Source organism: Bordetella ansorpii, from assembly GCF_900078315.1.
In the GTDB taxonomy this organism is placed as follows: Bacteria; Pseudomonadota; Gammaproteobacteria; order Burkholderiales; family Burkholderiaceae_B; genus Bordetella; species Bordetella ansorpii.
Genome location: NZ_FKBS01000029.1, coordinates 786,642 through 801,512 on the forward strand (window position 1 = coordinate 786,642; position 14,871 = coordinate 801,512).

Below are 14,871 nucleotides of genomic sequence, written 5' to 3' on the forward strand. Positions count from 1 at the left end.
TGCAACGCGTTTGCACACTGCCGGCGGACGCGGTCCGGTGCGAATTTCGCGCAAGCACGGTGAGTGCGCATTTTCCCCCGGAGTTTTAATCGATGAAAACCGCTCAGGAATTGCGGGTCGGCAACGTGGTCATGGTGGGCAAAGACCCGCTGGTGGTCCAGAAGGCCGAATACAACAAGTCGGGCCGTAACGCGGCCGTGGTCAAGCTGAAATTCAAGAACCTGCTGAACGGTTCGAACAGCGAATCGGTCTACAAGGCCGACGAAAAGTTCGAGGTCGTGATGCTCGAGCGCAAGGAGTGCACGTACTCCTACTTCGGCGATCCCATGTACGTCTTCATGGACGACGAGTACAACCAGTACGAGATCGAAGCCGACAGCATGGGCGACGCCCTGAACTACCTCGAAGAAGCCATGCCGGTCGAAGTGGTGTTCTACGATGGCCGCGCCATCTCGGTCGAACTGCCCACCATCCTGGTCCGCGAAATCACCTACACCGAGCCGGCCGTCCGTGGCGACACCTCGGGCAAGGTGCTCAAGCCCGCCAAGATCAACACCGGCTACGAACTGAACGTGCCGCTGTTCTGCGCCATCGGCGACAAGATCGAAATCGACACGCGCACCAACGAGTACCGCAGCCGCGTCAACTGATGCCCTGCCCCCGGGCCTGCCACGCGCGGGCCTGGGTGTATTCAAGCAGTATCAAGCAAAAGCCCTGGAGCGATCCAGGGCTTTTCGTCTTTTGGCTTGCGACCCTCTCGCAGCGACTATTGCAGGCGATCGTCGTCCAGGAAGGCGGGCACCGACATGACGTCGATGCCGTCCTCGGCCAGCGAGGCCCGTTCCTCGGGCGTAGCCACGCCGCGGATGGGGCGCTCGTCGGCATCGCCTTCGTGGATGCGGCGGGCCTCCTCGGCGAAACGCGTACCCACGTTTTCGGTGTTGCGGATCAGTTCGCGCACCTGGCGCATGACCTGGGCCTGCAACGCGGACATCGGCACGCCGCCCGCCCTCTGGGCCGGCGCAGGCACCGGTGCGGGCTGATGCAGATGCGCGACGTTCAGGTGCGGCGCGGACAGCCGCTTGACGATCTCGCTGGAGTCGCACACGGGACACGACACGAGGCCACGCGAACGTTGCGCGTCGTAGTCGTCGTGCGAACCGAACCAGCCCTCGAAGACGTGGCCGTGCTCGCACTGCAGATCGAAAACTTTCAGAGCCATGGCGGGTATATGAAGCCGATCGGCAAGAATACAAGATTGCCGGGCGGCGCGACACCGCTGGCCTGGAAAGACAAAGGGCGCCCTGGGGCGCCCTGAGGGAAGAACGGCGATGATCCGGATCAGTTGCGGCGCGGCGCCGGCTTCTTGCCCACCCGCTCCTGCTCGGCCTGCAGTTCGTCGATCTGGCGCTGCAGCGCGCGCAGTTGGGCGCGCGTGTCCTGGCGTTGCTCGGCCAGCGCATCGCGCTCCTGGCGCAATTGGGCCTGGCGATCGGCGACCACTTTCTCCTGTTGCTGGCGCAGGGCCTGGTCGGCCTGCAACACGCTCAGTTGGCGGCTACGCGCGGCCAGCTGCTTTTCGGCATTGCCGTTCTCGGCCTGCAGGCGGATGCGCTGCAGATCGATGGCGGCCAATTCGGCGGCCTGTGCGACGAACGCGCGGTAGGTCGCTTCGGCCTGCGGCTGCGAGACCGTCTTCACGACACGCCAGAAGTCGCGCTGTTGGAACAACGCAACGTAATACTGCATGTCGTCCGCCTTGAACAACAGGCTGGCGCCATAACTGCCGTTGTAGGTGGTGCGCAACTCGGCCACCTGACGGTTCTGGATCAGGCCCTGCAGTTCGGCAACCGTGGTGGTCACGGCGGGCGGTTCGGCAGCGGCCGAAGGCGATGGCGTCGGGGGAGCCGGCGGAGTCACCGGCGCCGAGGCGGCTTTGTCGTCGGTCTCGACCTGCTTGACCACGGGTTGCGGCTCGCTTTGCTGCTGGGCGCCCGCGCAGGCCGTAAGGCTTGCAAGCGCCGCGCAGGCCATGGCCAGACGCAAGGAGGGACCGAGTTGTTGGATATTCATGCCTTCCTCTTAGCAACAATCCTTTAACTATAGCAACTTACTGCTGTATTTCTAATCCGTATCGGCACGGATTTTGCGGAAAAGACGCGATCAGAGCTCGGTCACTCCGTCCGCGGTCTCGGCCAGGGCTTCGCCCAGCCGCAATTTACGCATTTTCTCCCATAACACCTTGCGACTGATCCCCAGGTGATGGGCCGTATCCTGCCGACGCCAGCCATTTGCTTCCAGCGCGGCGAGTATACGCTCTCGTTCGGCTTTTTCGGCGGGGCCGAGCGCCGCGGGCGGGGGCTCCAGCACGGCAGGGGGGGCTGCAAATGCCTGCTGGTGCCGATCCAGAATCTGTTCGAGGCGGCCGAGGTTCCACTCCCCCAACTGGCGGCGCACGATGGCCACGCGTTCGGCCAGATTCGACAACTCGCGCACGTTGCCGGGAAACCGCAACCCGGCCACGCGCTGCAACAGCCAATCGGGCGGATTATCATCGCCCACGCCCTGCTGGGCCAGCAGCGACGTGAAAATCGCGATTTTCTCTTGCGGACCGCGCTCCTCCAGATTGGGAATGCGCAATTCGATCACCGCCAGGCGGTAATACAGGTCGGCCCGAAACTCGCCCTGGGCCACCAGGCTGCGCAGATCCTTGTTGGTGGCCGCCACCAGGCGGAACTCCACCGGCACCTCCATCGTCGAGCCCAGCCGGGTGACCGTGTTCTGCTCCAGCACGCGCAGCAGCTTCACCTGCTGATAGAGCGGCAGATCGCCGATCTCGTCCAGGAACAGGGTGCCGCCGCTGGCCTGTTCGAAATACCCCTTGTGCGCGCCCACCGCCCCGGTGAACGCGCCCTTGGCGTGGCCGAAGAAATGCGCCTCGAACAGGCCTTCGGGAATGGCGCCGCAATTGACCGCCACGAACGGCCCGCGCGACCAGGAGGATTCGTCGTGCAGCAGGCGCGCGATGCGCTCCTTGCCCACGCCGGTCTCGCCGTTGACCATCACGTTGGCGCGGCAATCGGCGAACATGCGCGCCTCGTTCAGCATGTCGCGCATCACGTCGGACACCGCCACCAAGGTCGGGACGGGGCGCTGCTCGGGCAGGCTGGCGGCCCGCGCCACGCCCGCCAGGCGAAACAGCAGGCGGCGCAGCTCGGCGCCGTTGAACGACAGCGGCAGCGTGTACGAATAGGCGGGCGCGTAATAGCGCGGATCGGGATTGCGGTCTTCCGAGGCCACCCAGATCACCGGGATGCCTTGCGTGGCCAGCCAGTCGAAACCCGAGAAACGCGCATCGCTCATCACCGTGACGGACACCAGCGCGACGGCCGGCCGCGCGGCGTCGCGCTGCGGCGCAATGCCGCTGGCGGCATCGAAGTGCACGATGGTGGCGTCGTATCCCGCCAGGAAGCGCTCGGCGCGAAAGGCGATGTCCGACGCGCCTTCCCACACGTACACGTCCAGGCCGTCGACGCTCTGCGGGTTGGCGGCATCGGTCATGCACCGCCCCCACCGCGCGTTTCAGTAAACAAGCTGCACTCCTTTGCCATTGCAATCCAGGGATAGCAGATTGACGTCTGTTTGGCCGAGTTCCAGACCGACGACGTTGTTGACCGTCTGGGCCAGCCCTGCCCCCAGGTTGTCCAGAGGCTGCTGCAATATCCCCAGCACCAGGCCCAACAGGGCAATGACCGCATTGGACGGCTGGCCCGCGCCCACGGGACCGGTGTTCTTCAGCGAATTCGCGATCTCGGTCTTGCAACCCGTCTCGTTGCCCTGATAGCCCCCCAGCAGCGACCACGACGCGCAGGTATTGGTGGGAATGATGCCGCCCAATACGTTCCTCAGGACATCGCCCACCGAGTTCAACAGTCCGCCGACTAGATTGCCGGTGCTGTTGAGCACCCCGACGACGTTCAAGGTCAGAACGTCACTGAGCAGGTTGACCGAGTTGTTCAGCGTCGTCCCCAGCAACCCCTGCAATCCGCTGGATCCGTTCTGGATCGTCGTCAACGCCGATTGCCACAACGCCTGGCGGCACTGATAGCCTGCTTGACCGGTAGCGGCGACATTGCATCCGTTGGCCAGCTTGGCATCGTCGAATACCTTGTTCGCCAGATCCTTGCGCAACTGTGCTTGCTGATCAGGCGTGCTGAATCCCGGTCCGGTGCCGGTCGCCGCCGTCTGGCCCAGCAAGGCCGTCAGCAAGGCATCGGTGGCCTTCTTGAGAGTCGTCCCGAGCATCAACTGGTTGCCGTTCGCCGGCACGGTCTGCGCCGGCTGGCCGGCGTACAGTGTGGCGGATCCATCCGCCGGCAATGCGTCCACGGTCAGCTTGGTGTTGAGGCTTGCGAGGCTCGTACCGAGCAGCCTCAGGGAAAGCAGTTGCTGCTTCTCTAGGTTCTGGTCACAACTGGCCGACGTGGAGAATGGCCAACCAGCGGCAGCCCCTGCCGGTGCGCCTCCGATGCAGACTTTCGCGATGGACGACTGCACGGCGATGGTGGCCAGCTCGCGGCTGCTGGCGTCCCGAGCCTGACACATGCTTGTGATCGTGCCCTTGCCATTAACGAGGTCCACAACGATGGGCAGTGACACGTCAAGGTCGAGCAGGCCGCTCAAAAGCTGAGGTGTCCGCACGGATATGGGCAGATACAGACGCACTTGCGCCGTATAAGCCGTAGCGCCCACCCCGCCGATGGCAATGGAGGGAGGTTCGATGACTCGGATCTGTGGCTTGACGGAAATGCCAAGGAAATCGATGCCCGAACCACCGACTTCGATGGCGTGCCCTCCCGTACCGACGCCGATTGCCGTGCCCAGGATATCCAGCGCGCTGACTTCCACATTCAAAGCCGATTGCGCATCCGGCGCGACGATTTTCGCGAACAGGCTGGAAGCGCGTCCATCCACGTTCGAACCTAACTGGACCTGCAGGTTCTTGGCATTGACCGCGGCTTCGACCGCATGGAGCAACCCGACATTCGCCGCCAGCAATTCCGAACGCCCCCCCAGATTGACCACCGCGTCGATCAAGCCTCCCAGGGGAGCGGTTTTCGCCGCCAGCAACTGATTGAGATCGGCGACGGAAATATTCGCGGGTACGTCGATACCGAGTTGATTGAGCAGTCCGGCCGGGGTGATCTTGACATTGGCCAGGCCTGCGTCATAGCCGACCAGGGCCGTGTCGGCAATGTTCAGCCCCACCCCTTTCAGCAGATTGGTCAGAACAGCACCGTCCTTGGCCTTGGCCAGCCGGGTGCCGACCGAGAAGGCCGCGACGGGATCGGCGGGACGCGCTCCCACCGCCTCGGCGTACAGCGTGACCCCCTCGGTGAACGGGAACAGCGACGGTGCGGTGGTCGACAGATTGATGCTGACCGCGTTGTAGCGTTCGCCGGCCCCGATGTCGGCGCTGCGAATGTAGCGCGGCGCCAGCGCGGTGTTCTTGCCGTCCCAGCGCACGCAGGCGACCTGCGGCGTTCCCAGGTCACGCATGTTGGCCGTGATGGCGGACTGCGCGGCCGTGACGGCCGCGGCGCATTCCGTCGCCCCGCCGCCCGCCAGCACCTGGGCCGCCGTCAACGCCGCCATGTCCGCCGTTTTCTGCAGCTCGCGCTTCAGGTAGAACGCATAGCCCAGCTGCACGCCCCACAGCAGCACCATTCCCAGCAGGATCGCCATCGCGGCCGGGATGAGGATGGAGCCGCGCTGGCGGCGCGGCAGGCGGGGGAAGCGCGTGTGCAGCATGATGATGCGTCTCCTGGCGCGGCCTTTATTGGGACAGGCCGCCGGAGCCGCCACCCGAACCGCCTCCGTTGGAGACACGCTCGCCGAACCACTGCGGGATCGGATGCTCGAAGCTCTTCATGTAGCGACTCCAGGCCGCAGTGGCTACCGGGCCTTGCAGCGGCAGGCCCGGACCGGACCGCAGGCCGGCAGCCTGCAGGCCCACCAGGCCGCGCGTGATGTCGCCGAACTGCTCTTCGCGAGAGGGCTCTTGCGCGGCCGGCGTGGCGGGTTGGGCGGACGCGGCCTGCGCAGCGGGCGAAGCCGCCGGCGCGGCGGCTGCAGGCGCGGGCGCTTCCTGCACCTGGCGCACCACAGGACGAGCCACGGGCGCCTGGCCTGCCGGCGCGACCGGCTGCGTCTGGGCCACGGGCGGCGCGCCCGCCGTCCCGGTGAGGGGCGGCTGCTGCGCGGCCGCGCCGCCCGCGGCCAGCAGGCCAACGGCCGCCAGCAGGGATATACGGAGGGGGTTGTGCACGATCATCTCCTGGAACCGGGTGGTCATTGCGTAACGGGCGGATTGCCGAAACTGTTCATCAACGGCCCCTGGCGGCTGAGCACGGGCATGACCATGCCGTCCTGCCGGTCCAAGGCCGCGGTGGCGCCCTGCGCAGCCGGGGCTGGCGACGCCGCAGCCTTGTCGGCGGACATATTCCGCACGACCGGACGTCCCGCGGCGGACACCGCCGCAGGCCCGGCCGAGGCCACGGGCGTGGCGACGGGCGCGCGAACCTGCGCGGCCAACTGCTGCACCTGATTGCGCGCTTCGTTGCTGAGATTGGCCCGGTCCATGACCTGGCGCGCGCCGGCCGGGTCGCCTTCGACCAGCAGCAGCAGCGCCAGATTGGCCAGGATCTTCGCGTTGTCGGGCGCCAGCTCGGCAGCCTGGCCCAGCGGCACGCGCGCCTGCCGGGAATCGCCCGCGCGCAGCAACGCGTAACCCAGGTCGCCGAGATACTGCGCATCGGTGGGCCGCAGTTGCGTGGCGCGGCGCAGATGCTGCGCGGCCTGCCCGAAATCGCCATGCATGCCGGCCAGCAGTCCCAGGCCATGCCAGGCGCGCGCCGCCTCCGGACCGCTGGTCAGCGCGCGATAGGCCTGCTCGCTGGCCTGCGGCTGCCCGGTCTTGCGCAGCGCGTCGGCACGCATGGCGGACGCTTCGGGCACGTCGCCGAAGGTCTGCCGATAGGCATCCAGATAAGCCAGCGAGGCGAAGAAACGGCCCTCTTCCTGTTCCTTGCGGATCAGGGACAGCGCCATCTGCGGACGCGAGGCGGCACGCTGGTTGGCGGCATCGTCTTCCATGCGCGCCATGGCCTGCTCTTCTTCCTGCTGCTGCATCAACTGGCGTGCACTCTCCGCACGGTTGGTCTGGCAGCCGGGCAGCATCAGCACCGCGGCCAGCGCAAGCAGCGCCGCCCGCCCCTTGCGGGCTTCGGAAAACATCTTCTGCATCATCCCCCTCCCGACACGCGCGACAGGCCGCGCAACAACGCGACGAAACCCGATCCGCCCGTGATGATGATCAGCGCGGGCAATAGCGTGATCACCATCACGCCGGTCATCTTCACCGTCATGCGGGCCACGCGCGCTTTCAGGTCCAGCTTGCGGCGCTCGCGCACGCGTTCGCCGAACCGCGCCAGCGGCTCCTGCACCGCGCCGCCGTGCTTGTCCACCTGTACGATCAGGCGGCAGATGGCCGCCAGGTCGTCGTTGTCGAAACCTTGCGCCAGGCGCGCCAGCGACTGATCGCGGGTCCGGCCGCGTGCGTACTGGTCGATGGCGACCTTCAACTCGAGCCCCAGCACCGGCAGTGTGGAGCGGAAGTCGGTCACCAGGATGTGCAGGGTCTGGTCGATGGAGAGCCCGACGCCCTGCAGCAGCCGGATCAGGTCGATCAACAGGGGAAGCTCTTCCTCGGCGCACTCCTTGCGGCGCGAGACCCGGCGCTTGAGCCACCACTTGGGCGCCATCCAGCCCAGGGCGAAGCCGATGAAGGCCACGCACAGTTCCATCGCCAGCGACAGCCTGGAGAAGTACGCACTGGCGGCCAGCCACAGGCCCACGGGCAGCACGATGGCGCAGACGAAGCGTCCGAAGACGAACAGCGCACGCGCGCGCGGCACGTCCTCGAACCCTGCCACCTCCACCAGCCTGCGGTCTTCCGCGTCCAGCAAGGACTGGCCCATCCGGCCGGTGCCGAGCTTCTGGCCGGCCTGCTCGGCCTTGCTGGCCATGGCCGCCACTCGCCCCACCGGCCCCTCGGCCGCCAGCGCCGGCTGGCCTTCGCGCACGGCCAGCGCACGCTCGACCACCTGCCGGCTGCGGCCCTGCCGGCCCGCCCGCACCACGATGGCCACGGTCAGCCCGATCATCAGCGCCATCACGGCCAGCAGGCCGCCGATCAGGTAGATGCGCAACGTCGCGTCGTTCAGCACACGGTCCATCGCCGCCCCTACACCGCGCGTGCCATGCGATACAGCCAATACGAACCGCCGATCTGCAGGCCGGCGGCCACCAGCAGCATCCGGAACCCCAGCGGATCGTTCCACATCCCCACGAACAGCGCGTTGTTGAACGTGATGATGAACAGGCCCAGCCCGATCGGCAGCAGCGCCAGGATCCAGGCCGACAAGCGGATTTCCGCCGACAGCGCGGTCAACTCATCGCGCGCGTGTTCCAGGTCGCGCATGAAGCCCGCCATGCGTTCCAGCACCTGGTCGCTGCGGCCGCCGAAGCGCAGGGCCAGCGAGATCACCGCCGAGACCAGGAACAATTCGCGCAGGCCGTACTGGCGCGACACCTGCAGCAGCGACGCATCCAGGTCCTTGCCGGAACGCGACAGGGCATCGGCACGCTGCAATACTTCGAGCAAGGGATCATCGACGTTCGCCAGGCCGCCCTGGAACGCCGCGTTCACACTGTTGCCGATGGTGATCAGGCGCACGACGGCATCCAGGAAGACCGGCAACTGCGAGATCATGCGCCGCTTGCGGCGATCCGCCTTGTACCAGATGCGGAAGTACGACAGCAGGACCGTCAGCGCCAGCGCCGCGCCCGCGGAAAACCAGCCGCCGAACAACCAGGCCAGCACGGGAATCACCACGACGGGCAGGATCAGCATGATGTAGAAGCGCGCATCGGGCCGCAGCCCGGCCTGCAGCAGCAGGCGCGCCCACGCCCCGCCGCCCTGCGGAACATAGCGGCCGCCGAAGCCGGCGGAGACCGCGCCTTCCGCGGCTGCGCGCGTCTCCAACCGCTTGGTCAGGAACGCCGACTGCGCCGAATGGCGGGCATCCGCGCCGGCGCGACGCAACAGCAGCACCGCGCCGCCCAGCAGCAGCGCCGCCGCCAGCACCAGGACCAGGGCCATGCCCATCAGCGCCTCCGCCCCCAGAAACCGCCGCCACCGCCGTTGTCGTCGGGTTCGGCGGGCGCCGCATCGGGCGGCAAGCCGCGCAACTCATTGCGCACGCGCGCCAGTTTGGGCGTATGCGGCAGGATGCCCAGGCTGACCCAGTTGTCCTTCTCTTCGCCATCCGGCGCCATGAAGGGGTCGTAGCGATACAGTTCCTGCGTGGCGATGACGTTGTCGCCCATGCCGGTGACTTCGGTGATGGACGTCACGCGGCGCTTGCCGCTGGGCAGGCGTCCGATCTGCACAATGAAATCCAGCGCGCTGGCGATCTGCCGGCGCAGGCTGTCCTCGCTGCCCTGGAAGCCCGCGAACCCCGCCAGCATCTCGATCCGGTACAGGCATTCGCGCGGCGAGTTGGCGTGGATGGTGGCCATCGAGCCTTCGTGGCCGGTGTTCATGGCCTGCAGCATGTCCATCACCTCGGCGCCGCGCACCTCCCCCACCACCACGCGGTCGGGACGCATCCGCAGGCTGTTGCGGATCAGATCGCGGATGGTGACCGCGCCCGCGCCGTCGAAGCCGCCCTGGCGCGACTCCAGCCGCACCACGTGCGGATGGTTCAGCGACAGTTCGGCGGTGTCCTCCACGGTGACCACGCGTTCGTACTCGGGAATGAAGAAGGCCAGCGCGTTCAGCAGCGAGGTCTTGCCCGAACTGGTGCCGCCGGACACCAGCACATTGCAGCGGTTGCGCACGGCGGCGTTCAACAGCCGGAAGACTTCTTCGTTGAAAGTGCCCAGCGTCAGCAGGTCGTTGGGCTTGAGCGGATCCTGGCGGAACTTCCGGATCGACACCATCGGACCATCGACGGACAGCGGCTCGATCACCACGTTCAGGCGCCCGCCATCCGGCAGGCGCGCGTCCACCATGGGGCTGGACTCGTCCAGCCGGCGGCCCAGCGGCGCCAGGATGCGGCGCACGATGCGCAACACGTGCTGGTTGTCGGAAAAGCGCAGGCTTTCGCGGGTCAGCACGCCGCGTCGTGACACGAAGACGTTGTTGTAGCCGTTGATCAGGATGTCTTCCACCGCCACGTCGGCCAGCAGGTCCTCCAGCGGCCCGAGCCCGGCCAACTCCTTGGTCAGCGCGGCGGCGACCTGCTGCATCTCGCCCTCGTTGATGGGCACGCGGCGCAGCCGCACGAAACTGGCCACTTCGAGATCGACGAACTCCTGGATGGCCGTACGCGTCCAGCGGCCGAACTCGGCGCCCAACTCTTCGATGCGCGACAGCAGGTGCTCGTACGCCAGGTTCTTCACGTCCTGGAAACGCTGGCTGGCGGCGAACTGCCCGTCCGAAACCGGAGCGTTGGCGCCGAACTCCATCGATGACATCATGATCGCGATCCCCGTTTATTCCGGTGCCATGCGTTTGTGGACGCCTGGCAGCCAAGTCGCCAGCCACCCCGAAGACGAACGCGCGCCCGGCGAGGCCGTGCTGTCGGTTGCCATCAGGTGCTCGACCAGTTGCTGCACGGCGCGCACGTACACGTCGCGCTCGGCCTGCTCGTGCAGCAGATGGCCCTGGTTCAGGCAGGCCATCAGCGGCAACGTGCGGTCGGGCAGCGTACCGGCCAGCTTCACCCCGAAACGCTCGGCGATCTGCGCCGCCGTCATGCCATAGCGCTCGTCATAGCGGTTCACCACCAACTTCAGCGTGGACTTGTCGACGTGATGGCGCTCGAGTTCGCGCATCGAATCCGCCAGCGCGACCAGCGCGCTGACGCTCTGGTCGGTCACCAGCCAGACCTCGCCGCACGCACGTGCCAGCTTGGCGACGAACTCGGGATCGGGGCAGCCGCCCGCGTCGGTCAGCAGCATGCCGCAATGCTGGCGCAGGCGCTCGAACAGCATCAGCGAGTCGGACGGCGATACCGCGCGCATCTGCGACAGATCGCGCGGCAGCGCGATGGCGCTGATGCCCGACGCCGTGTGCGCCAGCGCGGAGTTGAGCAACGTGCCGTCCAGCCGGTTCAGGTTGCGCACGCCCTCGGCGAAATCGAAATCGCTGCTGACGTTCAGGTACAGCAGGCAATCGCCGATGGGATACCCCAGGTCCAGCACCCCCACCCGGTCGGAAAGGGGGAGTTGCGCGGCCATGACGTCGCCCGGCTTGGCAGGCTTGCCGGAGGGGTCGCGATGACGGCCCAGCGCTGCTTGCGCCAGGCGTTCCTGCATCAGCCCTGCGGCATGCACGGCCAGCGTACTGGTGCCCACCCCGGGCCGGGCGCCCACCAGCAACACGCTGCGCTGGCCGGTACGGCCGGGTTCCGAACGGCGCGCGGCAATCAGCCGCTGCACCACGCCGCGCACTTCCTCGGGCGACACCGAGGGGTCGACGAAATCGCTGACGCCAGCGCGCAGCGCGGCAATGGCGCCGTCGGGCTGGATGACATACCCCACCGCCACGCGTGGAATCGCAGGGGCTACGCGCGCGAGGATGCGCGCCAGATCGGCCGAGGCCAACAGCCGGCCGGGATCGGAGGGATTCAGGGTGAAGTCCAGGAACACGACCTGCGGATTGAGCTCCGCCAGGCGCTGAACCAGCGTATCCACCGACGGCGATTCCTGCATCAGCAGGCCGAGATCGCCGATCGCCTGCCCCAGTTGCTGCGCCACGGTGCTGTTGCCGGAGCAGAACAGGAAGCAGGTGGCCTTGTCCAGGGCAACACCTTCTCGGGCATGTGTCTTCATGGGCATCACTGTGAAAAACCGGGCATCTTCTCGTCGCTGACCCATGGGCCCAGCAGATAGTTGCCCCAGGCATTGAAAGCGGAATCGGTGCGCTCCTGGCGCGCCCCGGGCATCGGCAAGGCCACGCCGCGTGCAATCGGCCGCACCAGGCGCGGCGTCACGACGATGACCAGCTCGCGTTCGTCCTGCGAGTACTGTACGTTGCGAAAGAAGCTGCCGATGATGGGCAGGTCGCCCAGCAGCGGAATCTTGTTGACGCTGGCGCGCGTGTTGCGCGAGACCAGGCCGGAAATGATGTAGCTCTCGCCATCGCCCAGCTCGACCATGGTGTCGGCCTTGCGCGTGCGCAGCGCGGGAATCACCGTGGTGTTGTTCTCGTTGAAGATGGTGATGCCGTTGGCGTAGTCCAGCTCGCTGGCCTCCGGCGCCACCTTCAGCGCGATGCGATCGCGCGAGATCACGGTGGGAGCCACCGTCAGCCCGATGCCGAAAGGCTTGTAGACCACGTTCTGCGTACCCAGTCCGCCCGACTCCGGCACCGGAATCTCGCCGCCCGCCAGGAAACTGGCGCTCTGCCCCGACATCGCGACCAGCGTCGGTTCGGCCAGCACGCGCGCCAGGCCGTTGGTCTGCAACAGCCGCAGCGAGGCGTTGAAGTTGCGCGTGGCGTAATTCAGGGCGCCGAAGAAGCCCCCGGACGCCAGATCGGGCGCCAACTGCACGCCGCCCGTCCAAGGTCCGTTGCTGCCCGCGGTGAAGTTCAGGCCGATGTCCTTCATCACCGAACGCGACACTTCGACGACCTTCACCTCGACCTGCACCACGCCGCTGGTATTGACCACCGACATGTCGACGACCTTGTCCTCGCCGCCCCCCGCCGCCGTGGCCGCCGAGGCGGCGCCGCGGTGCAGGTCGGCCGATGGCGCCGTCCCCGTCACCAGGCCGTAGCCGCCGGCGGCATCCACATTGGCGCCCATCGCCACGCCGCGCTGCGCGAGCGCGGCGGCGACGTCGGAGGCCACGCGCACGGTCCAGACCTCGGGTTCGCGAGCGCCCCGCGTCCAGATCCGCACCTGGGTCGTGCCGGCCCGGCGGCCGATCAGCATCACTTCGCCGGGGCGGTTCACGCCCGGCGGCAACACCTTCACATCCGCCACTTCAGGGTCGCCCACCGCCACACGGGTCGGCGTGGACGTCAGCGGCAGCGGCTGCTGGCCCTTGACCGTCAGCGTGACCTCACGCGCAGCCGTGGGCGCCGCGGCCGCGGGCTGCGCGGGCGCCGCCGCGCCGCGCGGCTGGGCCGCCGTCGCCTGTTGCCCGGCCAACGCGCTGGCGCCCAGCACCGCCAAGAAGATTCCACGCCCGACGATCTGTACTGTTTTCATGCGGCTCTGCTCGTTCGAATTGAGAAAGTCCATGGGGAAAACGCCGATCAATAGCGCACGGACTGCACATCGGTGCCACGCACCACTTCGATACTGCGGCCACCGCCCGAGGCAGCCGCGGGACGCGGACGCGGCCTGGATTCGGGGGCGGGAGGCGGGCCGGCCAGTTGCGGCAGCACTTCGCCCGCATAGGCGGCATTGACCGGATCCTTCGCCTGCGCCTGCTGCTCGGCGGTCAGGCCGGGCTTGGCGGCCAGCACCGGCATGCGCGCCGGGAACAGGTCCGGATCGGGCATCGCTTCGTCCTGCGGCGCGCGCAACGCCATCTGCAACCGGCCCGACTTGGCCGCCAGCAGCAATTCGTTGACCTTGTCCACCGGGACGGCCAGCACGGCGTTGCGCGGCGCGGGCGGAGGCGAGCGCGACTGGCCGGGGGCGCTCGCCTGCTCTTCGCCGGCGGGCGGGCCATCCACCGACTTCAGCCCGTAGGCCAGCACCTTCACGCGGGACTGCAGCAGGCGGGTCTGCGTTCCCGGCACCTCGGCGCCTCGATCCAGGACGAAGAAAAGATCGACCACGTCACCGGGCAACACCCGGTTCTGCACGCCGCTGGTCTCATCGACGGGAATCGTCACGGCGCGTTCGCCGGGCTGCAAGTAGCGTGCCAGCCCCTTGGCCAGCAGGGCATCGCCCAGCGGCTGCCCCGCGGCGATGTCCAGCCGCGCGTACTCGCCGACCAGCTTTTCGGTGGTGGCATAGGCCTGCGTGGGCTGCGCATGCCATTGTTCAATCTTCAACGCATCGGCGGCGATGCGCTCGCCAGCGGGAATCGCTCTGGCGGCCACGACCACGGGAACGGTGGCGCGCGCGGGCGCGGCCGTGGGCTGCGCCGCGGGCGGGGGCGGCGGCGGCGACTGCGTGGCCAGGCGATAGGCCAGGAAACCCAGCGCCACCGCCAGCATGACCAGCAAGGCGGCGGCGATCTTGGTGACGGTACTCATGTTGCGGGCTCCTGCGGGACCTGTGGAATCTGGACGACAGCATTGGCCGTCAGCGAAGACGGAAACCAGGTGGAACTGCCGGACAGCGCCTGCGACAGATTGCGCATGGTCGCCATCAACGGCCAGCCCGCGGGGTCATAGGCCACCCGAATACTCACGCAGGGCGCCATCACCGCGCCCGCCATGGTCCAGGTGCAGGGCCCGAAAACGGGGGTGCAGCCGATGCGCTGGGCGCCGTCGGCATCGGTATCCGAGAACCGCAACGCCTCACGGCGCACGCTCAGGCACGCCAGCGACTCGAGCGCCGCACGGCGCAGTTCTCCCTGCTGGGCGGCCAGCAGTACGGCCTGCGCGCCTTCTCCGGCCGCCTTGGTCAGCTTCTGCTGCATCCAGAACACGACGCCATAGCCGATCAGGCCAACCATCAGCATCAGCAGCACCGTGATCGTCAGCGCGAACTCGATGGCCGCCGCGCCACGCTGGCGGCGGGAGGAAGCAAAGCCTCGACATCCGCGCGGGCGCAT

14 protein-coding genes are annotated in these 14,871 nt (G+C 67.5%); 1 reads left to right on the plus strand and 13 read right to left on the minus strand.

Annotated features, from left to right (window positions below; genetic code table 11):
• Positions 1-92 precede the first annotated feature (92 nt).
• Positions 93-650 carry an elongation factor P gene (gene efp, locus A7W11_RS25280; protein ID WP_066131154.1) on the plus strand — a complete coding sequence of 186 codons (558 nt, stop codon included), beginning with the start codon at positions 93-95 and terminating at the stop codon, positions 648-650.
• 116 nt (positions 651-766) lie between these two features.
• Here the strand turns inward: efp and A7W11_RS25285 are convergent, their stop codons facing one another.
• The 13 genes from A7W11_RS25285 to A7W11_RS25345 form a co-directional block, all read right to left on the minus strand.
• Positions 767-1,222 (minus strand): DUF1178 family protein, encoded by a 456-nt coding sequence (locus tag A7W11_RS25285; RefSeq protein WP_066420675.1) that lies wholly within the window; start codon positions 1,220-1,222, stop codon positions 767-769.
• Between the two features lie 119 nt (positions 1,223-1,341).
• Positions 1,342-2,073 carry a DUF2968 domain-containing protein gene (locus A7W11_RS25290; protein ID WP_066420678.1) on the minus strand — a complete coding sequence of 244 codons (732 nt, stop codon included), beginning with the start codon at positions 2,071-2,073 and terminating at the stop codon, positions 1,342-1,344.
• Positions 2,074-2,163: 90 nt separating this feature from the next.
• Positions 2,164-3,561: a sigma 54-interacting transcriptional regulator gene (locus tag A7W11_RS25295; RefSeq protein ID WP_066420683.1), complete on the minus strand. Its 1,398-nt coding sequence runs from the start codon at positions 3,559-3,561 to the stop codon at positions 2,164-2,166.
• 21 nt (positions 3,562-3,582) lie between these two features.
• Positions 3,583-5,811, minus strand: a complete 2,229-nt coding sequence (locus A7W11_RS25300; protein WP_066420684.1) for a TadG family pilus assembly protein — start codon at positions 5,809-5,811, stop codon at positions 3,583-3,585.
• A 25-nt stretch (positions 5,812-5,836) separates the two neighbouring features.
• A complete protein-coding gene (locus tag A7W11_RS25305; RefSeq protein ID WP_066421809.1) occupies positions 5,837-6,334 on the minus strand; it encodes a DUF3613 domain-containing protein in 498 nt (165 codons plus the stop codon).
• A 17-nt stretch (positions 6,335-6,351) separates the two neighbouring features.
• Positions 6,352-7,296 (minus strand): tetratricopeptide repeat protein, encoded by a 945-nt coding sequence (locus A7W11_RS25310; RefSeq protein ID WP_066421811.1) that lies wholly within the window; start codon positions 7,294-7,296, stop codon positions 6,352-6,354.
• Between the two features lie 8 nt (positions 7,297-7,304).
• Positions 7,305-8,297, minus strand: a complete 993-nt coding sequence (locus tag A7W11_RS25315) for a type II secretion system F family protein (RefSeq protein WP_066420685.1) — start codon at positions 8,295-8,297, stop codon at positions 7,305-7,307.
• A gap of 8 nt (positions 8,298-8,305) precedes the next feature.
• Entirely contained in the window at positions 8,306-9,229 is a 924-nt protein-coding gene (locus tag A7W11_RS25320) for a type II secretion system F family protein (protein WP_066420687.1), read from the minus strand.
• Positions 9,229-10,605 (minus strand): CpaF family protein, encoded by a 1,377-nt coding sequence (locus tag A7W11_RS25325; protein ID WP_066420689.1) that lies wholly within the window; start codon positions 10,603-10,605, stop codon positions 9,229-9,231. The genes A7W11_RS25320 and A7W11_RS25325 overlap by 1 nt, the downstream gene beginning before the upstream one ends.
• Positions 10,606-10,620: 15 nt before the next feature.
• A complete protein-coding gene (locus A7W11_RS25330; RefSeq protein ID WP_156523228.1) occupies positions 10,621-11,970 on the minus strand; it encodes a pilus assembly protein CpaE in 1,350 nt (449 codons plus the stop codon).
• Positions 11,967-13,346: a type II and III secretion system protein family protein gene (locus tag A7W11_RS25335; RefSeq protein WP_082887536.1), complete on the minus strand. Its 1,380-nt coding sequence runs from the start codon at positions 13,344-13,346 to the stop codon at positions 11,967-11,969. Before A7W11_RS25335 ends, A7W11_RS25330 begins: the two co-directional genes overlap by 4 nt.
• A 47-nt stretch (positions 13,347-13,393) precedes the next feature.
• Entirely contained in the window at positions 13,394-14,347 is a 954-nt protein-coding gene (gene cpaB / locus A7W11_RS25340; RefSeq protein ID WP_066420692.1) for a Flp pilus assembly protein CpaB, read from the minus strand.
• Positions 14,344-14,871: a TadE/TadG family type IV pilus assembly protein gene (locus tag A7W11_RS25345; protein ID WP_066420695.1), complete on the minus strand. Its 528-nt coding sequence runs from the start codon at positions 14,869-14,871 to the stop codon at positions 14,344-14,346. The genes cpaB and A7W11_RS25345 overlap by 4 nt, the downstream gene beginning before the upstream one ends.

What these genes read in the sequence shown, in the direction of transcription:
- efp (WP_066131154.1), top strand. Translation starts at nt 93, where the DNA reads ATGAAAACCGCTCAGGAATTGCGGGTCGGCAACGTGGTCATGGTGGGC.
- A7W11_RS25285 (WP_066420675.1), bottom strand. Translation starts at nt 1,222, where the DNA reads ATGGCTCTGAAAGTTTTCGATCTGCAGTGCGAGCACGGCCACGTCTTC.
- A7W11_RS25290 (WP_066420678.1), bottom strand. Translation starts at nt 2,073, where the DNA reads ATGAATATCCAACAACTCGGTCCCTCCTTGCGTCTGGCCATGGCCTGC.
- A7W11_RS25295 (WP_066420683.1), bottom strand. Translation starts at nt 3,561, where the DNA reads ATGACCGATGCCGCCAACCCGCAGAGCGTCGACGGCCTGGACGTGTAC.
- A7W11_RS25300 (WP_066420684.1), bottom strand. Translation starts at nt 5,811, where the DNA reads ATGCTGCACACGCGCTTCCCCCGCCTGCCGCGCCGCCAGCGCGGCTCC.
- A7W11_RS25305 (WP_066421809.1), bottom strand. Translation starts at nt 6,334, where the DNA reads ATGATCGTGCACAACCCCCTCCGTATATCCCTGCTGGCGGCCGTTGGC.
- A7W11_RS25310 (WP_066421811.1), bottom strand. Translation starts at nt 7,296, where the DNA reads ATGTTTTCCGAAGCCCGCAAGGGGCGGGCGGCGCTGCTTGCGCTGGCC.
- A7W11_RS25315 (WP_066420685.1), bottom strand. Translation starts at nt 8,297, where the DNA reads ATGGACCGTGTGCTGAACGACGCGACGTTGCGCATCTACCTGATCGGC.
- A7W11_RS25320 (WP_066420687.1), bottom strand. Translation starts at nt 9,229, where the DNA reads ATGGGCATGGCCCTGGTCCTGGTGCTGGCGGCGGCGCTGCTGCTGGGC.
- A7W11_RS25325 (WP_066420689.1), bottom strand. Translation starts at nt 10,605, where the DNA reads ATGATGTCATCGATGGAGTTCGGCGCCAACGCTCCGGTTTCGGACGGG.
- A7W11_RS25335 (WP_082887536.1), bottom strand. Translation starts at nt 13,346, where the DNA reads ATGAAAACAGTACAGATCGTCGGGCGTGGAATCTTCTTGGCGGTGCTG.
- cpaB (WP_066420692.1), bottom strand. Translation starts at nt 14,347, where the DNA reads ATGAGTACCGTCACCAAGATCGCCGCCGCCTTGCTGGTCATGCTGGCG.
- A7W11_RS25345 (WP_066420695.1), bottom strand. Translation starts at nt 14,871, where the DNA reads ATGCGCCCGCGCGGATGTCGAGGCTTTGCTTCCTCCCGCCGCCAGCGT.